Below are 25356 nucleotides of genomic sequence, written 5' to 3' on the forward strand. Positions count from 1 at the left end.
AATGGCCCTCGTCTAACAGCACGCCAGACCTCAGTATGCTCGACAACGCCGCAAGCTACGCTTCTGTTATCTCTGCTGACGGTCAGGTTGTTGCCGGTTGGGCCCAGGACGCCAGCAGTCGTCGCCGTGCTTTTCGCTGGACAGCTGAGTCCGGTCTCCAGGACCTCGGAACCCTCGGTGGCGACCAGAGCGAAGCGCTTGCTATTTCAGCCGATGGTCGCGTTGTGGTGGGATGGGCTCAGGCCTCCGACGGCAACCGTCGTGCTTTTCGCTGGACGGCCGAGACCGGCCTCCAGGACCTCGGTTCGCTCGGCGGAAACTGGAGCTACGCTACCGCCGTCTCGGCCGATGGTCAGGTCGTTGTCGGATGGGCCCAGGACACCAGCGGCAACCGTCGTGCTTTTCGATGGACGGCTGCGTCCGGCCTCCAGGACCTCGGAACCCTCGGCGGCCGATGGAGCGTGGCCACCGCCGTCTCGGCCGACGGCAACGTCGTTGTCGGATGGATCCAGGACACCAGCGGCAACCGTCGTGCTTTTCGATGGACGGCCGAGACCGGTCTCCAGGACCTCGGTTCGCTCGGCGGAAACTGGAGCTACGCTACCGCCGTCTCGGCCGATGGCCGCGTCGTCGTCGGATATGTCAGAGACTTTAACGGTAACTGGCATGCTTTCCGGTGGACCTCCGAGACTGGCATGCAAGATCTTGGAGCACCGGGAAAATTAGCAAGCTCTGCCGCTGTCGTTTCGGCCGATGGGAGCATTATTATCGGGTGGATTGAAGACGCTAACCGCAACAGAAGTGCTTTTCAATGGACACTTCAAACGGGCTTCCAGGATCTGAACACGCGCTACGCCAGACTCCTTGCGGACGGTTCCCGACTCTTTGAAGCCGTAGCCCTCTCGCTCGATGGACGCTACATCACAGGCTACGGCTACAACGCCCAGACGCAGTGCATCGAAGCCTTTCTGCTTGACACCCAACCCCAACTCACCAACACCCACCCGCTATCTACATCGCCTGCTTTTGTCAAGCTACAAGTAGGCTACCCCAATCCCTTCCACGCACAGTTTACTATCCCCTTTATGCTTTTCGAAGCGGCCTATGTTACCCTGCACATCTACGATGTCCTGGGGCGACGCCTGGCCACGCTGCTCGACGGACCACAGCCGCCGGGCTGGCACCAGGTGCACTGGGATGGCACTGATCTAGCCGGCCAACCGCTCCGTAACGGCCTGTACCTCTACCAGTTAGAAGCCCGATCCCTGACCAACGGCAGGCTCCGCTTCAAGCAAACACGCTCAGTCCTTCTCCTGCGATAGAACCTGACTGGGCAGAAGCGGCGGCCGGGTGGCTCGAAAAAAGGTTGCTCGGCCGCCGCTTTGCTTTATCCCAAGCTTTCTCCACGCACAGGCTTTCCGGTGCGCAGCCCAATCTGGCGTATAAGCACGGTACGCCTTCAAATAATCCGCATGCGCCTGAACGAAAAAGCCGGCTCCTTATGGAGCCGGCCCTGCTTGTCTGCCTATGGTTGACGCCTTACTCAAGGTCCCCCAACTGTCATGGCTGCTGCTGGCGGTGCTGCTGGCATCGGGAAAAACGAGGTCGTTACCTCCAGCAATCCTGGCAGCACGCCCAGCAGCACAATGAGCACTACGCACACCACCAGCACAGCCTGGGGCACCCACGGTACCGGGAAGGCCTGCTGCCGCACCGTTTCAGGTGCTTCTTCCGGTGATTTCATCCAGAAGACGTACACCACGCGCAGGTAATAATAGGCCGACAGCACACTGGCCAACACGCCCACAATCACCAGCCAGGTCAGCCCCGCATCCACTGCCGGTGCAAAGACAGCGTACTTTGCAATGAATCCGGCCAGCGGAGGAAAGCCCGTCAGGCTGAACATAAAGAACGCCATGGCTACTCCTAGCAGTGGCCGTCGGTAGCCGATGCCCGCCAGCGAATCGACCGTCTGTTCATACCCTTCCTTGCCGTCCCACTCCAGGAAGGCCATCACGCCGAAAGCGCCGATGTTCATCAGTGCATAGACCAGCAGGTAGAACAGCGCGCCGGCATAGCCTTCTGGAGTGCCGGCAGCCAGACCGGTCAGGATATACCCGGCATGGGCGATCGACGAGTAGGCCAGCATGCGTTTTACGTTTCGCTGCACCAGGGCCAGCACGTTGCCCGCTACCATCGTCACCAGAGCGACCAGCGCCAGCAGCAATTGCCACCGCTCGGCTGGCAAAGCGGCATCCAGCACGAGAACCAGCGCGGCAAAAGCGGCTGCTTTCGACGCGGCCGCCATATAACCAGTCAGCGTCGTCGGCGCCCCCTGGTAGACGTCGGGCGTCCACATATGAAATGGCACCGCCCCTACCTTAAACAGAAAGCCGATCAGCAAGAGCGCCACGCCAGCCCAGAACAGAACCGGACGTACGCCTTCGGTGAGCTGCGCCGCCATCTGCGGCAGATACATCGTGCCCGTGGCCCCGTAGAGCAGCGCAATGCCGTACAGAAAAAAGCCTGTTGAGAACGCGCCCAGCAGGAAATATTTCAGGGCGGCCTCGCCTGCTCCTACGTCTTCGCGGACCAGACCGGTCATAATGTACAGGCAAATCGACATGGTCTCCAGCCCCACAAAGATCGCGATCAGGCTATTGGCCGAGGCCAGCACAATCATCCCCACCGTCGCAAACAGAATCAATGCATAGACTTCACCATGCAGATGGCGAATGCGCTTCAGGTAGGGAACCGAGAGCGCAATGGTTAAGAGTCCACTTAGCAGGATAATGGCATTCACAAACGACGCCATACCGCCCACACGGATCAACCCGTAAAAGGCGGTCTCCGGCGCACGCTCCAGTCCCCCCAGCTCCCAGAACAGAGCCAGCGCCAGCGTGCCAGCGGCTACCCAGGGAATAGGGGGGGCATCATTCTGAAACGCATCCCAGACGACCAGGGCCAGTCCCACGACCGCTGTCAGCACCAGCGGAAAGGCTGCCCAGAGGTCGGCCGGAAGCATTCGGTAAGCTTCCAGTAAGTCCATAGTGGATGAGGCCTTTTTTCGTTACTTCACCCAGGCAATGCGCTCAATGGCACGGGCCAGCTCCACATCTCGGGCCGTTACCCGGTTGCCGGCCGCATGCGTGGTCAGCGCCAGCGTTACGCGGTTGTATACGTTATGCAGTTCGGGATGATGGTTCAATTGTTCTGCCTCGAATGCTATGCGGACGATAAAACTGACCGCCTCCCGAAAGCTGCCAAACGTGTAAGTTTTTTGCAGCCGATTGTCGGCATAGGTCCATCCTGGCAGCTCAGCCAGCGCTTCTTCTATGGCTTCCTGGCGCAGCGGTTCTACCTGGCTCATAACCCCTCCTTAGCGAATCAGCAACTGTTCAAAGAAAGTATCCAGCGTAGGAAACAGCCCGCTGTAAAACAGCAGGTAAATCACAAAGTAAATCGGAATGAGGATCGGCAGCGAGTACTTTGTAACATAGCCCATGAAGGAGGGCATTTCTACCTTGTTTTCCTCCGCAATAGCCTTCACCATGAAGTTAGGAGCATTGCCAATATACGTCATTGCGCCGAAGAATACGGCTGCAATGGAAATCGCCTGCAGATAGAACCAGGTCCCGGGTTGGACGGTCGCTTCGGCGAAGGCCCTGACCTGTTCGGGCAAGTTTACGTCGAGCCCGAACTTACCCATGGCAGCTGCCAGGAAGTTCAGGTAGGTTGGCGCGTTGTCCAGTACGCTGGAGAGCACCCCGGTCCCCCAGTAGAACATTCCCACCGTAAGCTGCTCGGCATGCTCCTGCGCAAAGATGCTGATGAGTTGCAATGCCGGTTGCATTGTGGCAAAAATGCCCAGAAATAGCCACCCCACCTCACGAATGGGCTCAAACGTAAACTCGTTCTTTCGGAGCGCCTCTTTGTCGGCAAACTTGTAGGCCAGAACGGCCACTGTAAACATGATAATCTCCCGAATGCCGAACGGTATATGATAGTGTTCCCGCAGATCGGGTACCCAGTCAAAAACGTTGGGGTCGATAAAAACCGACAGCACGATCACCAGCACCCAGAGAAAATTCTTGGCGCCCCGAATCTGCAAGAGCGGCTGCGATGGATCGGGATCCGGGCTCTCGGCCTTATTCCGGGCATCAATCACATAAAAGACCGCCAGAATCAGCAGGACGGTTGGTAGCCAGACAAACCATACATGGGTCAGCGTCCAGAAAAAGGGAACGCCCCGCAAAAAGCCCAGGAACAGCGGCGGATCTCCAATAGGCGTCAGTCCTCCGCCTACGTTCGCTACCAGAAAGATGAAAAAGATCAGATGGTAGGGCTTAAGCCTTCCTTTGTTCAGGCGCATATAGCTACGCACAAAGAGCATAGCAGCGCCTGTGGTGGCAATCAGGTTGGCGATGAGGGACCCGGCAAACAGCAGAATGACGTTGTTACGCGGCGTCCCTTTTGCATTGATATTGATATAGATACCGCTGGCTGCAATGAACAGCGAGGCCACCAGGGCAATAAACGACAGGTACTCTTCAATGGCGTGCACCACCGGCGTGGTCGATCCCAGCCCGAAGATGTAGTAAAGCGAAACGATCAGCCCGAGCGCGACGGCATACTTGGGATAGTGATGGTGCCAGTGGTGCGGATAGAAAAGGGGCCCGGTGGCGATCATGATCAGCAGGATTGCAAACGGTAACACAAGCCAGACGGGTGGCCGCGGGCCATGCTCGTCAGCTGCGGTGTGCGCTTCCTCGGCAGCCACTGCGGACGTGTCAGAAGCGTGCGGCAACGTTTCGACCGCTGCAACCACCGACGTGGCAACAGTCGGTGCTTCCTGAGCCCAGCTTTTCCCTACAGGGAGCAGCAGCCATATGACAAGCGGGCCCAGCACGCGCGCCAGCCCGCCTCCAGGAACCTGCAAATGCTGTGCGTTCATGGGACGTCGGGTTAGTGGTGGACCTTAAGGTTGGCGGTCTGCACGGTCTCTCCGTCCTCCGGCCCGTTCAGGTACTGTTCAGCAGTGGTTGATCCCTGTGCCGCTTCCCACGCAGCCAACCGCTTCTGCTCAATCGTCTCCAGCAGGAAGCGTGCGGTGGGCTCCGTCCGATCCAGAAACGGCTTCGGTGCCACCCCAATCCACAGCATCAAGACCACCAGCGGCACCAGCAACAGCACCTCGCGGGCATTCAGGTCGGGGAGCGTGCGATTGACCTCCTTTTGAATCGGCCCGAAAAGCGTTCGGTAAAGTAGCCAGAGCAAATACACCGCTGCCAGAATCACCCCCGACGTAGCCAGTGCTATCAGCAGCGGATTCCCTACCAGTTCGCTTTTGAACGACCCTACCAGGATCATAAACTCGCCCACAAAACCATTCAATCCTGGCAACCCAGCCGAGGCCAGCGCTGTAAAGACCAGGAAGAACGCAAACACCGGCATCACGCGAGCAATCCCACCAAACTCTTCCATGAGCCGGGTATGACGCCGCTCATAGAGCATGCCTACCAGCAAAAAGAGCGCGCCGGTAGAAAGCCCGTGATTGATCATCTGAATGATGGCGCCCTGCATCGCCTCGACCGTAAAGGCGAAGATGCCCAGCACGACAAAGCCCAGATGGCTCACCGACGAGTAGGCTACCAGCTTCTTTGCATCGGCCTGCACGCGCGACACAAGAGCTCCGTAGACAATGCCCACAACGGCCAGCACAGCCAGCCAGAGCGCATAATCCGTGGCTGCATTGGGAAAGAAAGGCAAGCAGAAACGCACCAGCCCGTAAGTTCCCATCTTCAGGAGCACGCCCGCCAGAATGACCGACCCGCCGGTAGGCGCTTGCACGTGCGCATCGGGCAGCCATGTGTGCAGCGGAAAGAGCGGTACCTTGATCGCAAAGGCCAGTGCAAACACGAAAAACAGCCATCCCTGCGCGGCCAGCGGCACATGATAGGCCAGCAACTTGAAGTAGTCGGTCGTGAATACGCCCTCGTTAACCGCGTCGCCGGCTGCAAACCCCAGATACAGAATGCCGACAAGCATCAGCAGCGAGCCGACCAGCGTGTAGAGCACAAACTTGACGGCTGCGTAGATGCGTGCTTCACCGCCCCAGATCCCGATGATGAAGTACATAGGAATGAGCGTCAACTCAAAGAAAATGTAGAACAGAATCAGGTCATAGGCGGCGAAGACCCCGGTCATGCCGGTCTGAAGCACCAGCAACAGCGCATAATAGCCTTTCTGGTGCCGGTCGATATAGTTCCAGGACGAGAGAACAACGATAGGTCCTAGCAATGTAGTCAGCAGGATCAGCAGCAGGCCCAGCCCATCAATGCCCACATAGTACTGGATGTCCAGTCCGGGGAACCATCCAGTGATGCGATCTACTAACTGTGGCTGGGCCGGACTGCCGGTCGGGTCGTACTGCGCGTATAGCAGGAGCGACAACAGGAATGTAACGGTAGTGGTCACCAGCGCCGTCCACCGAATGGTGGCCACGCGACGCATGGGCAGCACGAGCAGGGCGCCCAGCAAAGGCAGAAAAATGACGATAGAAGTCAAATACGGCAGATTCATCGCAGCTTGCCTTCAGGCTAACTTTTTGTGATTTACCCGAACAGCATCAGCGCCAGCACCAGGGCCACGCCCAGCACAATTGCCATGGCGTAGGCCTGCACAACACCCGTTTGCACGCGGCGCACGCGCTGCCCCAGCTCGGCCATCAGGCGGGCGATTCCGTTAACCGCTCCGTCCACCACTTTCTGGTCAAAAACCGCCAGTCCGTAGCGAGCAAAACGGAGCAGCGGCTGCACAACAACCCGATCATAGAATTCATCCCAGTAGTACCTGGCGGCCCAGATCCGATAAAAGACACCGAAACGCGCCCGAAGCCGTTCATCGTACGCCAGCCCATGCCGGCGGTAAGCCGACCAGCTCCAGTACAAACCTGCCAGTGCAACCGCAATTCCCAGCCCGATCAGGGTCCATTCGAGAGCCAGCGGCACGTGCGCGTGCAGCTCGGGCTCGGCTACCGGTCCGCCCCCCGACGTTCCCAGGTAATGATGAATCAAGTTCCATTCGCCGTGGGCGATCACGCCGGGCAGCCCGATGAACCCTCCTACCAGCGACAGGGCGGCCAGCACCCACAGCGGCACCGTCATCGTTGCTGGAGACTCATGGGGATGCACCTGGTCGGCCATGGGCCAGCGCGGCGTGCCTTCGAAGGTAAGCACGTACGAACGCATCATATAGAAAGCTGTCAGCAGCGCCGTCACCACGCCCAGCCCCCAGGCAATCCAGGCGTAACCGTGGCCATTGTAGCCGTACTCAAAAGCCTTGAACAGAATCTCATCCTTTGAGAAGAAACCGGCCGTCAGCGGGAAACCCGCGATGGCCAGCGTGGCGATCAGGTACGTGGTGCGCGTAGCCGGCATGAAGCGTCCCAGCCCGCCCATGTTGCGCATGTCCTGCGGATCAAGGTGGCCGTGATGCCCCCGCTTATGCAACGTATGCTCTACGTGATGCATGGCGTGGATCACGCTCCCTGATCCCAGAAAGAGGCAGGCCTTGAAAAACGCGTGCGTCAGCACGTGGAAAATCGACACAAAGAACGCCCCGACACCGGCTGCCATGAACATGTAGCCAAGCTGCGAGACCGTTGAATAGGCCAGTACCTTCTTGATGTCGTACTGCGTGATGGCGATGGTCGCCGCCATGAAGGCCGTCAGAGCTCCCACGAGCGCCACTACCACCAGCACGCTCGGTGCAGCCAGGGCCAGCGGCGAGATGCGGGCAAACAGGTACAGGCCGCTTGTCACCATGGTGGCGGCATGGATCAAGGCCGAGACAGGCGTCGGGCCGGCCATGGCGTCTGGCAGCCACACAAACAGCGGAATCTGTGCGCTTTTGCCTGTAGCCCCGATAAACAGCAACAGCACGGCTGCTGCTACCACGCCTGATGGCAACGCGGCCGGATCAGCCAGCAACGCGCCAAAATCCAGGCTTCCTACCTCCCGGAATAGCAGAAACATCGCCAGCAGGAAAGCCGCGTCGCCTACGCGGTTGACAATAAAGGCCTTGTTAGCGGCCTCACTGTTTTTGAAGTCCTCATACCAGAAGCCAATCAACAGGTAAGAACACAGACCAACCCCCTCCCAGCCCAGAAACAGCAGCGTCAGGTTGTCGGCGAGGACCAGGTTGAGCATCATGAAAATGAAAAGATTGAGGTAGCTGAAGTACTTCCAGTAGCCCCGGTCCTCATACATGTAGCCGATCGAGTACAGATGGATGAGTGCGCCGACGCCCGTGACGATGAGTGTCATCACGAGCGAGAGCTCATCAATCCGATACTGGAACGCCAGCTCCAGCTCGCCCGCGGCGATCCACGTGAAAAAGCGAACCAGCAGCGGTTCGCCTTCATAGGTAAAAAACAGGTAAAGCGTCAGTGCGAATGGGACAGCCACTGCCAGCGTCGCCAGCGCTCCGATCAGCCCTTTCTGGCGTCGAAGCCCGGGGAAGGCCAGACCGCCCAGTCCATTAAAAATCGCCCCTACCAGTGGCAGGAGCAGCACCAGCCCAACCAGGATCGTGTGGTTCATATCCGAGCAGGTCGGTTAGCTTCGGAAAGCTCGGCAATCAATACTTGAACAGGTTAAAGGCGCCTACGTCCACCGTTACCTTTTTACGGAACAGGGCAATCACGATGGCCAGCCCCACAGCCGCTTCCGCAGCGGCCACCGAAATCACGAAAAACACGAGCACCTGTCCCGACACATCCCCCATTGCCTGACTGAGCGCTACCAGCGTCAGGTTCACGGCATTGAGCATCAACTCCACGGACATCAGAATCACGATGGCATTGCGCCGGAACAAAACCCCCAGCACGCCCAGCGTAAAAAGCACCACGCCCAGCGCCAGATACCAGTTCAGCGTAATTTCCATAGTCGCCTTTCTCGGTCGCGCCGTTTACACGAAACGCCGCTTGGCCAGCATGACGGCCCCAATGGTAGCAGCCAGCAGCAGAATCCCGATCACCTGCAGGGGCATGATGTACCGCGTCAGCAACTCCTGTCCCAGCGCCTGCGCGCTTCCGGTCGCAGCGGCCTGCTCTGGCGTAGCAACAAAGGTGGGCAGCACGTCCAGCCCCAGTGCCACGACGTAGACCAACTGGGCCAGCACGATCATTGCAACCACAAAGGCCAGCACCTTGCCCCAGTCGATCCGGCGCGGATGCGGGAGCGCCTCCAGGTTCAGCAGCATAATCACAAACAGAAACAGCACCATGATGGCGCCTGCGTAAATCAGCACCTGGATTACGCCCAGAAACGCGGCCTGGAGCGTCAGGTAAAGGCCGGCAATGCAGAACAGGTTGAGCACCAGCCAGAGCGCGCTTGACACAGGGTTACGCGCGATCAACATGCCAAGCGCGGCCGCCACGGCCGTCACGGCCAGCAGAAAAAACAGGAGTTGCGTGATCATGCGGGGCGTTTCGGGTTTAGCCAGCGGCTTTTTGCGGGCTTAACAGTCGGCCAAATTAGAGCACGCCCATCACAACGGCAAGCGTTTCCTGTCAAAAATCCCGTTAAGGGCCAGCCGTTTCTTCCAGCAGAGATGGCTTGGCCGTAGCGGTAACTACTACGGCGCGCCCAAAGATCTGGGTAAACAGATCCGCACTGCGCCGAACGCCCCAGACTTCCAGTTCTGGATCACCGCGCGTTTCCAGATGAAGTACCAGCCGGTCGGGCTCCACCCGCACATGCAGGGCCCGGACGTTCTGGTTGTGGCTCCGGTCCAGCCCTTCTGCCAGTCGGAGCAGGGCTGCCAGCTTACAGACCCGCGCCTGATCTTCTTCGGACAGTGCCACAAAATCGGCGTGCGTGGGCTTCGGAAGACTTCCCCGGTGGTAGCGCACCACGTTGGCCAGCACAGCGATCTCTTCCGAGGTGAATCCCCGGAGATCGGCATGCTTGATCAGATAGAGTCCATGCTTGTGATGGCTATGGTGACTGATATGGTATCCAATGTCGTGCAGCAACGCTGCATACTCCAGCAGTTCACGGTCGGTGGCTCCCAGGCCATGCAGCGTTTGCGTGGCATCAAACAGTTGAAGTGCCAGGGCTGCCACTTGCTGGGCGTGACGGTACTCCCAGTCGAACCGCCAGCCCATTTCGTAAATGCTGCGACGCCGCACATCCGAAAACGCCGTAAGACGAGCGAGCAAAGGCGCATTTCGCTCTACAAAATCTACGACCAATCCCTCCCGAAGCGCGTGGGGCGAAACGCGTACGCGTTCAACAGCCAATTCCTTCAGCACTACATCGATCAAGGCAGCTGCCGCTACAATCTGATCTACCCGCTTGGGGTCGATCCCGCGTAAGCGGCGACGCTGCGCACGCGCCAACCGTACGATTTGCCGCGCCACCCGCCGAAAATCTTCGGCTGGGAACGCCTGCTCATAGATCGAACGCATCGCCTGGCCGCGCTTGCGGGCACAGACCGAAGCCAGATTCTCCATGGCGCCGGAAGACCCGACCACTTCCCGCACGCCATAAGCACGGGCTGCCTCAAAAACCGGCTGCAACTGCTTCCGATAAAAAGCCCGCAACGCGCGAAGCTCTTCCCGCGTGGCCGGATCGTGGTGAATAAAACGGCGCGTCATGCGCGCCGCACCCAGTTTCAAGCTGAACAGATGGAGCGGCTGTTGACTGGTTCCTACGATGAACTCGACCGAGCCCCCACCTACATCCATGATCAACGTCGGTGTCGGCATAGACACCGCTCGCCGAACTCCCTTGTAGATGAGTCGGGCCTCCTGCAGGCCATCAATCACGCGCACGTGCAACCCCACCTCGTTCCGGATGCGCTGCAACAGCTCACCCCCATTCTCTGCTTCCCGAATTGCGCTGGTTGCACAGGCCAGAAACTCCGTAGCCCCCCATCCCTCCGCAAGCAACCGAATGCGCCGAAGCGCCCGAACGGCCCGCTGCATGGCTTCTTCTGAGAGGCACTGGCCCTGCAACCCCTCCTCTCCCAACCGCACCATTTCCTTGAAGCGATCCACGACCCGGAAGGTACCGGGCAACGCATCAACAATAACCGCATGAAAGGAGTTGGTCCCCAGATCAATCACGCACATGCGTACCGGAGACCGCGTGGCCTGCTCCAGCTCTTCCACCACCAGAGGCACCGGACAGGCCCCCACTTCGTCCGCGTCGGACATATAGCCTGGCGGTTTACTGAGGTCCGCAGCCTCCAACCCCTGCGCACGCCCAGCCGTTCCCTATGGCCTGCGGGCAGGCAGCAAAGTCCCCAGAACGCCCGCATATGTCCACACAACGCGCCTATCCTCCTTCACTAACCGACCACTCCTTGACGCTTCAATCGGCTGACCTTCAAATTTGACAAAAATTTTTCTTAAGGCACGCCCTCCCTCCGAAAATCAGAGAGCAGCGCACGCCCGCAACAATCCAATCCGTGGGTGCTCTGCCGCCGGGGACGTTGGTCGCCTCTACTTAAGGCGACGCAGATCAATCTGGTCCAGCGCTGCCCACAGCACGTCCATGGACACGTTCGTTCCCTCTACTTCAATCAGGTACCGATCCCGCACCACCACCTGAAGCTGGGCATGCATCTGGTTTCCGTCCAGACGCTCAAATTTCTCGTAGGCTGGATAGCCCTGGTAACGGGTAGTGCGCTCATAGCCCCGCTCATTTTCCCGGTCGATCTCCTGACGTAACCAGGCCGCGGCAACGCCCATAAAATGCTGCATCGATCCCATATCTCGGATCGTCAGGCGCACCTCGCGTTGACCGTCCCGGTAGGTGGCGGTGGCCTGACTGACGCGCATGCCCATGGCCGCTGTACGCTCGCCGGACGCTTCCACCCGCGTTAACCCATCGATAGCTTCCGGCAGCATGTCCTTAAGCACCCGAAAATCGGTCAGCTCTGCAGCCGCCGCCCCTTGCAGTTCCTGGGCCAGTTGCTCCAGCGCCTCCAGATCCATGCGCCGAAGCACTTCCCGCAGACGCTCGACCGGTACATTTTCGCCCTCCAGGCTGACAATGAAGCGATCGGCTACAATGGTGGAAAGCTCCGCCCGGCTTCCTCCTTCGTATTGCGTGAATCGCTCATAGGCCCGGCGCCCGTCGAGGGTCAGGGTTCGCTCGTAGCCGTCTTCGTCTTCCCGATCAATCTCGGTCTGAAGCCAGCTATACCCCATTGTAGCCAACCCTTGCAGCGTACCAGGATCGGTAATCTGGATGCGAATGCGCCGGTCTCCTGCTTCATACACCCCTTCGGCTCGTGCTGTCTTGATACCAAACGCTCCTTCTCTGGCACCTTCAGCGCGCACCCGAGGCAGCCCGGCCGCTTGCTCGGGAAGCAGCGCTTTAAGTTTCCGAAAGTCCGCTACCGCGTCCGCATCGCCGGTCATCGCCTCCTCCGCTTCCTCTGCCGCCTGCTCCTGGGCTTTCTGACGGGCTGCCTCTTCGATCTTTTTCTGAAGCCGCTTCCAGACCTGGGCCTGTGATGCGATAGGCCAGCCCAATCCACACATTATGACTCCCAGACTCCCCAGTAGTAACAAGAACCGCTTCATGGCTTCCTCTCCAGAAAGTTACCGGGTTCCAGATGGAGAATTTAACACGGGCTCTTGTGCTTCCCCAAGCTTATGCTCCAGAGGGCGATGCGCCCTGATTATCTGAATTTTGTGGATTCCGGGCAAGTCGGTGTAAGCCGCGGCAGACGCGCCGGTAGAACGCATCGGTTGATTCATCCGGCGCGCGGCGCATTATCCAGAGCCGATGGCGATGGCGGTGCATCCAGTGCATCAGCAACTGCATCGCTTCTGCTTCCGCATGATGATAGACAACAGGCCGCCTCTCGGGTAAATGCTGACGAATCCAGACGGCTGCGTCCTCGATTACCTTATGGTCTGCCGGGAAGGGAAGGGCCTGTACGGCTATGGGATGGCCGGCCTGCACAATGCAGCAGGCCAGGCGTTCCGGCGCTTCGCGCACAAGCAGCACTGCGTCGCATTCCAGCACCGAAGTATCGGCCAGCAGCGGTTTTTCTAGCAGACGTGTTACCATCTGGATCTGATCTCGGTAGCGGGCAGCCGTCTCAAATGCCAGTCGCCGGGCCGCAGCTTCCATCCGAGCCTCAAGCTGCATAAGCGGCTGCCTGGACTGTCCCCGAAGCAACCGGCGCACGCAGGCAGCGACGTGCGTCTCCTGAGAGGCACAGGCGTCTCCGCAGGCGCTGCTCTCGGCCAGTGGACAGGGGCCGGCCAGGGTTAAATGCGCATTGTGGCGGGGCACGTTGAACATTTCCTGCAGGGCTTCGAGCATCTGACGTCCCTGCCGACGTCCTGCCAGCGGGCCATAATATTCGGCACCATCGTCGAGCAGCACCGACGTGAGCGAGAGCACGGGTGGATCCTCCTGCAATGCCAGTCGCAAAAACGGACGGGCGCGATAGCGACGCTGCAGTCGATTATATCGGGGCTGATACCTCTTGATAAGCCGGGACTCCTCCAGCAGTGCTTCTAATTCAGTAGCTGTGCAGTGCCATTCGATCTGACGGATTTCCTGCACGAGCTGGCGCAACCGCGGCGGATGGGCTTCCACAGCAGTCAGGTACTGTCGCACACGCGCCTGCAGATTGCGTGCTTTGCCTACGTACAACAGCCGCCCGCGTTCATCTCGAAATAGATAAACGCCGGGCGCTTCCGGGAGACGTGGCAGCAATGTCTCGCGCAGCCGGATCAGCGGACTCGCCTTCTTACAACGGGGATAACGCTGCTGCTGAAAGCGTAGCAACGCCTCCAGTGTTTCGATGCCGTACTGGCGCCGCGCCTCTTCCAGCAGCCGCAGCAGCACCTGAGCTGTCGCCTCGGCATCGGCCAGAGCGCGGTGTCGATGCGTCACGGTGATCTGAAAAAAACGGATCAATCCATCGAGTCCCTTGGCCGGTAGTCCGGGGAGCAGCCGGCGGGCCAGTCGCAGCGTGCACAGCGTCGGATTGCCCGGCCAGGGCAGCCCGAGCCGCCGAAGTTCGGCAGTCAGCATTTTCTTGTCAAAGGCCAGATTATGCGCGACTAACACGCCGTCTCCCAGAAATTCCAGAAAAGCCGGCAGGACCCGGGCCGCGCCTGGCTGTCCGACCAGCATAGCGGTGGTAATGCCCGTCAACCGTGTGATGAAGGATGGAACGGAGCGACCGGGATTGATAAGCTGTGCGAACCGATCCACGATCTGTCCCCCCTGCACCCGCACCGCTCCCACTTCGATAATGCGGTCTTCGTCCCGCGAGCCCGTCGTTTCGGTATCGACGACAACAAACGAGACGGCCTCCAGGCGCATCGTTTCAATAGTTTTCACCCACCCATTCCTGCTGGCGCAGCGTTTCGGTAAGGGCCGGCAGGTCGAATCCCATCAGTTCGGCCAGGCGGCGGCCAAGTTCGTCGTTTTCAAAGCTGCCTACCAGGTGTTCGGCTCCAGGGCCAAATGCATACAGGTTGACATCCACGGCAGTGTGGCCATTTGTGGTCCATCCGACGATAGCTCGTCGGCCGATCAGTTCGGTTACCACGTGAGGCCAGGCGTCCGGATTTGCAAGGGCCTGCTGCACCAGAGCCTGCTCATCGGCCTGCAGGCGCTCGAGCCCCGCCCATGTCTTCAGGAGCGAATCGGGACGATCTGCCTGGCGCAAGGCAGGGATAAGCTGCTCGTAGGAGGCGCGCACGCGCGCCAGTACTTCCGGATGCCAGGCATAAATGCCGCGGCCGTTTACGTTGCGTCCGAGCGACAGACCGCCTGTCTCATGGTCGGCCACGGAAACGACCAGCGTCTGTCCATTGCGACGGGCAAAATCAAGGGCGACAGCGACGGCTTCGTCGTAAGCCAATACCTCACGGACGTGCGCGGCGGCATCGTTGGCATGTCCGGCATGGTCAATCCGGCTCCCCTCCACCATCAGGAAAAAGCCATCCGGGTCTTCCTGAAGCAGCGCGATGGCCGCGCGCGTCATTTCAGCCAGCGAAGGGACGTTCTCTGGATTGCGATCGATTTCGTAGGGCAGGTGATCGGGGCCGAACAGTCCCAGCACCGGGCGCCGCAGCCCCTGGCGAAACGCATGTGCCGTGCGCACGACCTGGTAGCCAGCCTGTTCTGCCTCGCGCAGCAGGTTGCGATGGTCGGTGCGGCGTCCTCCTTCGGCAGGCGGCAGAAAGTAGGCCCACCCGCCGCCCAGCAGCACGTCGATGCGCTGGGCCAGCATCTGCGCTGCAATCTCACTTTCCATGGCCCGCTGGGGCACATGCGCTGCAAAAGCGGCCGGTGTGGCATGCGTGATGCGACTGGTAACGACCAGACCGGTTGCCATGCCCCGCGCTCTGGCCGCTTCGAGTAGCGTAGCGACAGGACGTCCGGCCGTGTCAACGGCAATGGCCCCATTGTAGGTTTTAATGCCGCAGGCATAGGCTGTTGCGCCAGCAGCCGAGTCGGTTACGCGGCTGGAGGTTGATCCAGTGCGCACGGCGCCGGTTTGCATGGCATCCAGGGCCAGTTCGGTACGGCCCAGCACCGCCCGAGCGTAGTCACGGGCCATCGTGATGCTGGCCGGACCGCACCCGTCGGCAATCATCAAGATCAGGTTTTTCGGACGCAACCCAGACTGGGCATACCCTCCCATCCCCCCTCCCCAGAGCATCAACCCTATCAATACAATCCAGCGCATTCCTGCCTTCGGTTTGCATGGACAATGGCCTCTGCTAAAGATACAACAACCGTTCGCTGTGCACGGGAGCTTTCTTGAGACGGCAGTCCTACCTATTACCTATCAGGGGAACGGCCAGCCCCGAACTACAGCTCTTTTCGCCTGCCTCTAACGAAAAAACCCGTCCCAGCTCCGGGACGGGTTGCCTGCCTTCATACCCGAGCCAGCGTTTCTTTGAGCTGGCCGATCAGCGGTACGGGCGTTGGATCAACGCCCAGCAGCACGGCCAGGTACAGGCTAACCCAATCGCCCAGGTTTACCAGCGACATCATACGTGCCAGTCGGCTTTCGCCCTGGCTCTGCACCTCGGCCCAATAGCCAGCCCGATCTGAAATCAGCTCGCGCGTAACTTCCATGCGCTGCTGGACCCGGGGGTGATCTTCGCGGTCGCGCAGGACGATCACCCCGATGGTTTCATGGAGGGGGCCCGGGTATTCCCAGCCCATAATTTCATTGTGGTTCAACTCGGGGTAGACGTTCCCTGAGGCCAACCGTTTAGCATTTTCCTGGATCTGGCAGCGCCAGCGCAGGTTGACGGCCTCCATGAGCCCTGCGCCGCTGTAGATGAACGGCAGTCGGTCCTGCAGCGCCTCGGCCAGCTCCAGGGCATCATTGCCGGACGGATCCCCAAAGATCTCACTTTGCTGCTCTAGCAGCTCCTGCGTTTCATTCCAGGCAGCTTCATCAGGAGCCACCAGGCCAACCTGCTCGGCGATCGTGAGCAGCGCCGTAAACGAGTAGCCCAGCGCTGCGCGGGGTTGCAGACCGCCCGGAATTTGCAAGAACGGCACGCCTTCGGCGCGGGCACGTCGCAGCAGCTCGCCCCCGGAAGCTACGCAGAGAACTGTTGCGCCGCGCGCCCGCGCTTCCTCGTAGGCCGCCAGCGTTTCTTCGGTGTTTCCCGAATAGCTGGAAGCGATGACAACGGAGCGTTCGGTTACAAAACCGGGCAGTTGATAATGCCGGACGACGGTTACCGGCAGCCGGGCTGTGTCGGCCACCAGCGTGCGGAGCAAGTCTCCCCCGATGGCCGACCCGCCCATCCCGGCAATGACCAGGTGATCTTTGCCTTCCAGCGTAAAGCCTGGATCAAAAGCCCGGGCTAGCGCCCGCCCGCGACGCCACTGCTCTGGAAACTCCCGAATGGCGTCGTACATGCCCTGCGGGTCTACCCGACGAATGTCTTCAAGTCGCATGGTACGAATGCTGGTACTACGGTTTATCTGTTACAGGCTTCAAGACGCTTGCAAACTGGAAGGGGCCGTACGCCCATTGCCTGTCATGGGCTCATCGGCCTGCATGTACTGCAGCAACCCACAGCCGTGCTCCTGCAACCACTCGTTGACCAGCGCCGAGACTTCACTGGCCGTGCGGCACTGCAATGCCTGAGCGGCCAACGCCTGCGCCTCCTGGAACTGCATCGCCCGAATCACGCGCTTTACTTCCGGTAAATACGGTGGGGCTGCACTGAATTCATCCAATCCCATGCCAGCCAGAATAGGCGTGGCCTGCGGATCGCCTGCCAGCTCGCCACACAGACTCACCGGAATCCCGTGCCGATGACCGGCCTCAATGGTATGCTTAACCAGGCGCAATACGGCTGGATGCAGGGCTTCATAGCGCTGCGAAACCAGGTCGTTGCCGCGATCGACAGCCAGCGTGTATTGCGTCAGGTCGTTTGTTCCAATGGAAAAGAAGTCCGCTTCTTCGGCAAACAGATCAGCCATGAGCGCAACGGAGGGCACCTCAACCATAATACCTACTGGCACGGTTTCGTCGAAGGGTTCTCCGCGCGCCCGCAATTCAGACTTGACCTTTTCCAGAATCTCTAGGAACCGGTGGTACTCGTCCAGCGCGGTTACCATGGGCACCAGAATGCGCACCGGGCCATGTGCACTGGCTCGCAGCAGCGCCCGCAGTTGCGGCAGCAAGAGTTCCGGACGGTCCAGCAATACCCGCAATCCGCGCCATCCCAGAAACGGATTATGTTCCCGGTGCGCAATGGGCAGCATCTTGTCGCCGCCCAGATCGAGCAAACGAAACGTAGTGGGTTCTGGCTTTACGCGTTCGATAATCTGGCGATACACGTGTAGTTGATAGTCTTCCGAGACGTTTAGCGGTCCCCGCATCAGGAAGAGCACCTCGGTGCGGAACAGCCCGATTCCTTCGGCCCCGAACTTTTTCAGCAGGTCCAGTTCTTCGATCAGTTCCAGGTTGGCTCGAAGGATAAAGCGATGTCCGTCAAGCGTTTCCGCCGGCAGCGGAATCAGGTGTTGCTGATCCTGTAGGAGCCGTCGATAGCGCTCCTGGCGGGTTCGATAAACTGCCAGGGTCTCAGGACGCGGGTTGACCACAACGCGTCCTTGAATACCGTCTAAAATGACCAGATCGCCGGTCTGCACGCTGTCGGAAAGGCCGTGCAGGCTTACCACGGCCGGCACCCCCAGGGCCCGGGCCATGATTGACACGTGCGAGGTGGGGCCGCCGTGGTCGGTCGCGCACCCCAGGATGCCGCGTCGGCTAAAGAGCACGACGTCAGCGGCTGAGAGGTTTTCAGCGACGATGATGTGTTCGGGATCGACCGCTGAGAGCAGCTTTTCCCGTCGCAAATGCCGGATCAGACGTTCCTTCACATCAATCAGGTCGGCCAGTCGCTCCCGCAGGTACGCGTTGCTGCGGACTTCCACGCGTTGGATGAGCTCATCAAGAACCTGCGCTACGGCATAGTCTGCGTTGCAGTGATGGGTTTGAATATACTCCCGGATGCGATCGTACAGTTCGGCATCGCGCAGCATCAATCGCTGCGCTTCAAAGACCGCTGCACTTTCTTCTCCCAGTTTTTCCCGGGCTACTGAGCTGATTTTGTCCAAGTCGCGTTCGGCTCGCTGCACCGCCTGTTCGAACCGTTCCAGCTCAGCCGCTACTTCAGCCTCTGAAATGCGCCGGGCTTCTACGACCACTTCCCGCTTGTTAAACAGATACGCCGGTCCAATGGCGATGCCTGGAGCCGCCGGGATCCCTACAAAAACGCGTTCTTGCGCTTCCGTTTGGACCTGCCGCTGCTCCATGCCTGCCTCCTGACTTATTCAATTTCCCCGAAGCCCTGCTCGAACAGCGCGACAATGGCCTCCGCCGCCTCGTGCTCGTCCTCTCCATCAAAGATAAGCTTTAATCGGGCGCCGGGTTCTGCTGCCAGGGTCATCACGCCAATAATACTCTTTCCATTGATTTCGTATCCGTCCTTTTCGATAAAAAAATCCGACTTGAAACGCGAGGCCGTGCGCACAATCATCGAAGCCGGCCGCGTGTGCAACCCGGATTTGTTTTTGACCACGACTTCTCGGACAATCATAGGCCAGAAAGCGTTCAGTAGCGACGCTGCTCCAGTCGGTCGAGGAACCAGGCCAATGCCTTTGCGGGCGGCTGGTCGGGCAGACGCGCCAGCGCACTCCGGGCCTGTTGAAGATACGTGGCCACAGCCTGCCGGGCTGCCTCCAGTCCTCCCAGTCGCTCCAGTCGCCGACGCGCTTCGGGCACCTCGTCCGGGCGGAACCTTCGATGTAAACGTTCGGTGAACCAGGCGCGTTCGCTCTCAGGGGCCTGTTCGAGGGCCGCCAGGACCGGAAACGTTTTCTTGCCTTCCATCAGGTCCGCCCCGATGGGTTTTCCCCATTGCGGCGAGGTGGCGGTCAGATCCAGCAGGTCGTCCTGAATCTGAAAAGCCCGCCCCAGGTTGCGCCCCAGTTGCTCGAGCGTGCGCAAGTCTGCTTCGTTGGCCCCCCCCAGCAATCCTCCCAGTTGCAGGCACAGCTCCAGCAATGCGCCGGTTTTGCCATCGACCATTTGCAAATATTCGGCCACAGAGACCTGCGGGCGGGTTTCAAAGGCCTTATCGAGTGCCTGCCCCTCGCAGAGTCGTTCTACCATGCGGTGAAATAGCGCCAGCATTCGGGCCAGCGGGGCCCCTTCTACCTGCCCCAGCAGCGCATACGCCAGGCCCATCAGATAATCGCCACAGAGCAGTGCGGTGGCTTCATCCCAGCGTACGTGGACGGTCGGTCGCCCGCGACGCTCGGCCGCGTGGTCCATGATGTCGTCATGGACCAGCGTAAAGGCATGGAAGACCTCGACAGCCAGCGCGGCGGGCAGTACAGTTTCCGGCGGACGGCCGTAGAGTTCAGCCGTCAGAAGCAGCAGCACGGGGCGCATGCGTTTGCCTGTGCTGCGGAGCACGTAGCGGACGGGTTCGTAGAGTTCAGCTGGCTCACGAGCTGGATGGACCAGCGTGGGCAGCGCCTGCTCCACGAGCTGGCGCAGTTGGGCCACGTGTGCGGCAGCCTCCCGATCTGTTGCCTTCATGCACTTTATTTTTCTACCAGGACGCCCTGCTGCCGGAGCACTGCTTGAATGCGATCAAACACCTCCTCCAGCGACCCCACGCCGTCTACATCGACCAGCAGACCTCGTGCCCGGTAGTACTGTTCCAGCGGCTCATGCGTGCTGCGGTATACTTCCAGCCGACGCCGGATTGCCTCGGGCCGGTCGTCAGGGCGCTGAATAATCAGCGAAGGGTCCACGTCGGGTGGAGGCGGATTGAAATCCAGGTGATAGTTTTCGCCAGTGATTTTGTGTACGCGTCGGCGCGAGAGGCGCTCCACGATCAGCTCGTCCGGCACAACCAGGTTCAGCACGACCTGGAGGGGACATCCCGTCTGCTCCAGCAAATCATCGAGCCACTCTGCCTGCCGGACGGTACGCGGGAATCCATCCAGCACGAAGTCGTCGTAGTTATTTTCGGCCAGCGCTGCTTTAGCCAGCTCCCAGACCAGCTCGTCGGGCACCAGTTGGCCTGCTTCCAGGTAGGGCTGCGCCTGTTTTCCTAGCGGCGTTTCCTCCTGGATAGCTGCTCGGATCAGGTCGCCGGTCGAAATATGACGCAGTCCATAGACCGTGACCAACCGTTTGGCCTGCGTGCCCTTACCGGCACCGGGCGGCCCCATAAGTACGATGCGCATGGTCCTTGCTTGGCTTGTTCCCGAGGAACCGCAACGCTTCCTTCCGGAAGCGGTTTGGTTAAACTTATGAACCTGCGCCATGAAGGGCTACGCTCTTTTACCGAGAATGAGGTGAAGAACATAGGCTCAAACCTCTGCAGCAGCCTCTTCGATCGGCCCTTTTTTCTGCTCTTCGGCAAAAACTTCCACCACGATTTCGGTCAGCACCCGACTGAGCGCCGCACTCAGGGCGCTGCCGGCCAGTCCCAGCATTGCTCCGATCAGCGTGCGCACCGGTCCTTTTTTCCGGGCGGTATCCTCCTGGACGACCACGAGGGGAACGCGCTCTTCCAGAGCTCGGCGGATGGCCGTTTCCGGATTGCGTCCGCGCCGGGCAGCCTTCTGGGCTTCGGCCACCAATGCCTCCACGTAGGCCGTTACCAGCGCCCGGTGCCTCCGCGAAAGCCGGGCGCGTCGGTTGCGTCCCAGTCCTCCCAGCAGCCACCCGACCAGCAATCCGGCCGCCAGACTCCCTCCAACACTGATCAGGGGGTGGTTCCACAGCGTCTCGCGCACAGACTGGCCCATCTGGCGGATCTCCTCGTGCAACGCCTCCAGATCGGCTTCGATGGCCTGCGCTCTGGCCTGCAACGCTGCTTCCACCTCAGCCCGAGACGTCGGGCGCCGGGAGGTTTCCGTCGATGTGGTTTCGGTTTTCATAGGTAAGAAGGCTGACTGACTTTCCAGAGCGCTTCCCAAACTCCCCGGCCAGAATATACGTTCCGATCGGCGGCCCCTGCCAACGCCCCGGATCGCACTGCACGCTCCCCTGCAGTGGACGCTCCTGGACGGTCGGGGCCGCGCTTGCTCTTGCAAGATATGCCCGGCGCGTGGTTGGATTCAGGCTGAGGCTTGCGCGAGACGGGCGCTCTTGCTCTTGCAAGATATGCCTGACGCCCATTGGGAACCAGGCCCACCAGAACCAGACAACGCCTTTCAGGCATGCCCGCTGACAGAGAAACAGGCCGCTAAGCGCGGCCACGCAACTAGTTCGACACCCGGGGACCAATCTTTTCCTACAATGCAAGGAAACTAGCCTACTTCTATGTTTCCCTACAAAGCCAGCAGAATAGCGTCAGAAGCAAACCCTCGCTTGCACTCTTGATTACTTCAAACTCATTCAACTGACTCAAAGATGAACTTGCAGCGATACCGACACAACTTTACATTGGGGACTGCGCGCGCTGCGAATACAACACGCGGATGAAAATCGCCGGCTACTAAAATGCCCCGTACCTTCTTCCCTTCCTGCTTGCTAATAGCACCCATATAGGCCAACAATTGCGTGAAAGCTTCAGGAACAGCCCTTCCTGCTTTCAATTCTATCACAACAATTGTGTCCTTTGGGTCTCTGGCAAGAATATCTATTCGACCTGCTTCGGTAACATATTCTTTGCCATTATCAATGATCACTAGTCCCTTTTCAAGTTGTTGAATGTTTGATCGTAAAGTAAGCTGTAGATCGCGTTCAAGGCCAAAAGTTATTTCAGTTGCTTCGATGAGCTCATCGGCTTCTGCTTGTGAGGTTGGCGTTCCCTGGTATGTTCCCATTGTCATGTGGGCCTTAATGGCACTGACCGTTCCTGGAGAAACGCCAACTTTTTTGGCGATTTCTTCGCGACTAAGGTGCTCTTCTTGAAGTAGAGAGATTATCTGGGCTTTCTGATTCTCAGAAATAGAAGCCATTGTTTTACTTTATATAAATCTCAATCACTATCAACTCAATTATCATAAACGTTTAACTTAACAATTGACTACACAGAACAGGTATCTGGTTAGGATAAGTTATATATGCTTTTTATGCCAGATATCTTCGCCGTCTTGTTACCCTGGCGCGTCTTGCAAACAAAGGTTACTTCCTTCCACAGGAATGCCTCAGTTCCGCCAGCTCAATATCCGTCCTAGAAGTACTGAACGTGCAGCGTGCTGCTCATACTCCCAGTCTCCACCCTTACGAGGATCTCGACAAAACGTACGCTGCGACACCTTCCGTCTGGCTACCTCGTGCAGTCGTCTCCGATAAGCCAGAACGAGCCAAAAGCGTCCTCTTTGATAGTAAAAACTTATTGCAAAGGTAACCCCGAAAGCAACCGTCTTAAGTCAAGTGCAGAGAGGTAGCTCTTCTAGAAAGGACCATGCTTTCCCTGTGCTGATGCTGACTCTGACCCCTCCCCCAGACACAGACGCTGTCCCTCATCCTGGCGTCCATTCATCCATGCTGTTTTGGAAAAAAACAGATAGAAGACGGGCCCAACCGCTCCCGTTGAGTACAGAGTAGATTCACTTGGTACGCTGCGTGCTTCACCTCCTCTTTGGACGCTTTGGAAAGCCCCGGTTAATACAGACCACAGGCAAACTTTCCAGTGGGGAGGGCGGGACTCGAACCCGCACGGGCCCGTAGGCCCACGGCATTTTAAGTGCCGTGTGTCTACCGATTCCACCACCTCCCCTCAGGCAGCACCATGATCGCGCCAGCGATCCGATCCTTCACGTTCCGTCTGGCCCCCTCCGTCGGCAACTGCCAGCCTCCAGGTCACGTTCCCCGCAGGGCTACCCGCTCTCTCCGTCCCCGTCGGTCGACGGCTCCCAGGAGCTTGCCGCCCGCACAGGCCACCAGCTCACCCAGAAAAGCCCCTTTCGTTCCCACTCGCTGCGCTAAAAAACTCCACCCTACCGATCCTGCTGTGAAAAAGTTAACACGCAGCGCATGCCGCCTGCCCTGTAGAAAACAACCCCTCCACCTGGGGCGTTCTTTCAACGCCAGACCCGCCAGGCGGGTCCATTACACGTTGTCTCTTTTTCTACAACCAGACAGCAAAGACCCATGCATAACGCCATCCCCTTCCCTCCTGTCCCGAAAAACGAACCTGTACGCAGCTACGCACCGGGCACGCCGGAACGTGCTTCGCTCCGAAAGCGCTTGCAGGAGCTCAAACGCGAAACTGTCGAAATCAAACCGATCATCGGGGGCCAGGAAATTGCCACAGACCGGGTCGAAACGCTCCATCCCCCTCATGAACGCGCCCACACGCTGGGTACAGTGCATCTGGGCGGGCCCCGGGAAGCTGAACAAGCAATCGAGGCAGCCCTGAAAGCCCGCGCAGAATGGGCCCGCATGCCCTGGACCGAACGGGCCGCCATCTTCCTGAAAGCGGCTGAGTTGCTCTCCGGTCCCTGGCGCGACACGCTCAACGCGGCCACGATGCTCGGCCAGAGCAAAAACGTTCATCAGGCCGAGATCGACGCGGCCTGCGAGCTGGCCGACTTTTTCCGCTTCAACGTCTACTTCATGGCCCGCATCTATCAGGATCAACCGCTCAACGCGCCAGGCGTCTGGAACCGCATGGAGTACCGGCCGCTGGAAGGATTCGTTTTTGCCGTTACCCCCTTCAACTTTACCTCCATCCAGGGCAACCTGCCCACGGCCCCGGCCCTTATGGGCAACACGGTTGTGTGGAAGCCGGCCACCACGGCCGTCTACTCCGCCTATTTCCTCTACAAGTTACTCGAAGAGGCCGGCCTGCCGCCCGGGGTTATCAACATGGTGCCCGGCCACGGACCAGACGTCGGCGACGCCGTGTTTGCCTCTCCCCATCTGGCCGGCCTCCACTTTACGGGCTCGACGAACACCTTCCGTTACATGTGGCGCACCATCGGCGAAAACATCGACCGCTACCGGGCCTATCCCCGCATCGTCGGCGAAACCGGCGGCAAGGACTTCATCATGGTCCACGCTTCAGCCGATCCGGAAGCCGTGGCCACGGCCATCGTGCGGGGCAGCTTCGAATATCAGGGCCAGAAATGCTCGGCTGCCTCGCGCGTCTATCTGCCCCAGTCGCTCTGGCCGCGCATCCGGGAGTCGCTGCTCGACCAGCTCCGCGAAGTGAAAATGGGCACGGTCGAGGACTTCACCAACTTTATCAATGCTGTCATCGACAAAAAGGCCTTCGACAAGATTGTCGGCTACATTGAGGAGGCCAAGCAGAACCCGAACGTCAAAGTCCTCTATGGTGGCAACTATTCCGACCGGGAAGGTTACTTCATTGAGCCGACCGTGCTGGAGGTAAGCGATCCCGGGCACCGCACCATGTGCGAGGAGATCTTCGGACCGGTCGTGTCAATCTACGTATACCCCGATCTGCGCTATGAAGAAACGCTGGATCTGGTGAACAATACCTCGCCGTACGCGCTGACTGGATCGATCTTCGCTCAGGATCGCAAAGCCATCCAGCTGGCCACCGAGCGGCTGGTCGATGCTGCGGGGAACTTCTACATCAACGACAAACCAACGGGCGCTATCGTGGCCCAGCAGCCTTTCGGCGGCGCGCGGGCTTCCGGCACAAACGACAAGGCCGGCTCCTATCTCAATCTGCTGCGCTGGGTCTCGCCCCGCGCCATCAAAGAGACGTTCGTGCCGCCGCGGCACTTCAGATACCCCTACCTGGAGCCGGACACCGAGGTCCCGGCCGATCAGGCGACCCCGGTAACGTCCTGACCGTTCAGGCCCGGTCGGCCCAGGCCG

The 25356-nt window shown here is 59.4% G+C and carries 20 protein-coding genes and 1 tRNA gene; 2 read left to right on the forward strand and 19 right to left on the reverse strand.

The window, feature by feature from the left end:
• The first annotated feature begins 35 nt into the window (after positions 1–35).
• Entirely contained in the window at positions 36–1322 is a 1287-nt protein-coding gene (locus tag BUA15_RS01950) for an HAF repeat-containing protein (RefSeq protein ID WP_072714270.1), read from the forward strand.
• A 221-nt stretch (positions 1323–1543) separates the two neighbouring features.
• On the opposite strand, the gene BUA15_RS01955 is transcribed toward BUA15_RS01950, so the two are convergent.
• The 19 genes from BUA15_RS01955 to BUA15_RS02045 all read right to left on the reverse strand — a co-directional run bounded on the left by BUA15_RS01955 (position 1544) and on the right by BUA15_RS02045 (position 23284).
• Positions 1544–3049 (reverse strand): NADH-quinone oxidoreductase subunit N, encoded by a 1506-nt coding sequence (locus BUA15_RS01955; protein WP_072714271.1) that lies wholly within the window; start codon positions 3047–3049, stop codon positions 1544–1546.
• A 21-nt stretch (positions 3050–3070) separates the two neighbouring features.
• Entirely contained in the window at positions 3071–3370 is a 300-nt protein-coding gene (locus BUA15_RS01960; protein ID WP_072714272.1) for a 4a-hydroxytetrahydrobiopterin dehydratase, read from the reverse strand.
• Positions 3371–3379: 9 nt separating this feature from the next.
• Positions 3380–4954, reverse strand: coding sequence for a sodium:proton antiporter (locus tag BUA15_RS01965; protein ID WP_072714273.1), 1575 nt, complete (start codon positions 4952–4954; stop codon positions 3380–3382).
• A gap of 11 nt (positions 4955–4965) precedes the next feature.
• Positions 4966–6582 (reverse strand): complex I subunit 4 family protein, encoded by a 1617-nt coding sequence (locus BUA15_RS01970; RefSeq protein WP_072714274.1) that lies wholly within the window; start codon positions 6580–6582, stop codon positions 4966–4968.
• A gap of 32 nt (positions 6583–6614) precedes the next feature.
• Positions 6615–8603 carry an NADH-quinone oxidoreductase subunit L gene (nuoL, locus tag BUA15_RS01975; RefSeq protein ID WP_072714275.1) on the reverse strand — a complete coding sequence of 663 codons (1989 nt, stop codon included), beginning with the start codon at positions 8601–8603 and terminating at the stop codon, positions 6615–6617.
• Between the two features lie 37 nt (positions 8604–8640).
• Positions 8641–8946: an NADH-quinone oxidoreductase subunit NuoK gene (gene nuoK / locus BUA15_RS01980; protein ID WP_072714276.1), complete on the reverse strand. Its 306-nt coding sequence runs from the start codon at positions 8944–8946 to the stop codon at positions 8641–8643.
• A 24-nt stretch (positions 8947–8970) separates the two neighbouring features.
• A complete protein-coding gene (locus BUA15_RS01985; protein WP_072714277.1) occupies positions 8971–9483 on the reverse strand; it encodes an NADH-quinone oxidoreductase subunit J family protein in 513 nt (170 codons plus the stop codon).
• Positions 9484–9586: 103 nt separating this feature from the next.
• Complete coding sequence (locus BUA15_RS01990; protein ID WP_072714278.1) at positions 9587–11224, reverse strand: Ppx/GppA phosphatase family protein; 1638 nt, start codon at positions 11222–11224, stop codon at positions 9587–9589.
• A 288-nt stretch (positions 11225–11512) separates the two neighbouring features.
• On the reverse strand, positions 11513–12601 hold the full coding sequence (locus BUA15_RS01995; RefSeq protein WP_072714279.1) for a hypothetical protein: 1089 nt from the start codon (positions 12599–12601) through the stop codon (positions 11513–11515).
• A gap of 70 nt (positions 12602–12671) precedes the next feature.
• The gene (locus tag BUA15_RS02000; RefSeq protein ID WP_084660495.1) at positions 12672–14366 is read right to left on the reverse strand and encodes a DEDD exonuclease domain-containing protein; all 1695 of its coding nucleotides are present in this window, start codon (positions 14364–14366) and stop codon (positions 12672–12674) included.
• 4 nt (positions 14367–14370) lie between these two features.
• Entirely contained in the window at positions 14371–15741 is a 1371-nt protein-coding gene (locus tag BUA15_RS02005) for an alkaline phosphatase (protein ID WP_072714280.1), read from the reverse strand.
• A 191-nt stretch (positions 15742–15932) separates the two neighbouring features.
• Positions 15933–16976, reverse strand: a complete 1044-nt coding sequence (locus BUA15_RS02010; RefSeq protein WP_072714281.1) for a bifunctional phosphoglucose/phosphomannose isomerase — start codon at positions 16974–16976, stop codon at positions 15933–15935.
• A gap of 39 nt (positions 16977–17015) precedes the next feature.
• Complete coding sequence (ptsP, locus tag BUA15_RS02015; protein WP_072714282.1) at positions 17016–18848, reverse strand: phosphoenolpyruvate--protein phosphotransferase; 1833 nt, start codon at positions 18846–18848, stop codon at positions 17016–17018.
• 14 nt (positions 18849–18862) lie between these two features.
• A complete protein-coding gene (locus BUA15_RS02020; RefSeq protein ID WP_072714283.1) occupies positions 18863–19132 on the reverse strand; it encodes an HPr family phosphocarrier protein in 270 nt (89 codons plus the stop codon).
• A gap of 14 nt (positions 19133–19146) precedes the next feature.
• On the reverse strand, positions 19147–20139 hold the full coding sequence (locus tag BUA15_RS02025) for a polyprenyl synthetase family protein (protein WP_072714284.1): 993 nt from the start codon (positions 20137–20139) through the stop codon (positions 19147–19149).
• A 5-nt stretch (positions 20140–20144) separates the two neighbouring features.
• On the reverse strand, positions 20145–20795 hold the full coding sequence (locus BUA15_RS02030) for an adenylate kinase (RefSeq protein WP_072714285.1): 651 nt from the start codon (positions 20793–20795) through the stop codon (positions 20145–20147).
• A gap of 126 nt (positions 20796–20921) precedes the next feature.
• Entirely contained in the window at positions 20922–21494 is a 573-nt protein-coding gene (locus BUA15_RS02035) for a hypothetical protein (protein ID WP_072714286.1), read from the reverse strand.
• 456 nt (positions 21495–21950) lie between these two features.
• On the reverse strand, positions 21951–22520 hold the full coding sequence (locus tag BUA15_RS02040) for an endonuclease NucS domain-containing protein (protein WP_072714287.1): 570 nt from the start codon (positions 22518–22520) through the stop codon (positions 21951–21953).
• Positions 22521–23198: 678 nt separating this feature from the next.
• A tRNA-Leu gene (locus tag BUA15_RS02045) sits at positions 23199–23284 on the reverse strand.
• A gap of 374 nt (positions 23285–23658) precedes the next feature.
• Between BUA15_RS02045 and pruA the strand changes: the two genes are divergently transcribed.
• Complete coding sequence (gene pruA, locus BUA15_RS02050) at positions 23659–25329, forward strand: L-glutamate gamma-semialdehyde dehydrogenase (protein ID WP_072714288.1); 1671 nt, start codon at positions 23659–23661, stop codon at positions 25327–25329.
• The last annotated feature ends 27 nt before the right edge of the window (positions 25330–25356 follow it).

The organism is Rhodothermus profundi (assembly GCF_900142415.1).
In the GTDB taxonomy this organism is placed as follows: domain Bacteria; phylum Bacteroidota; class Rhodothermia; order Rhodothermales; family Rhodothermaceae; genus Rhodothermus; species Rhodothermus profundi.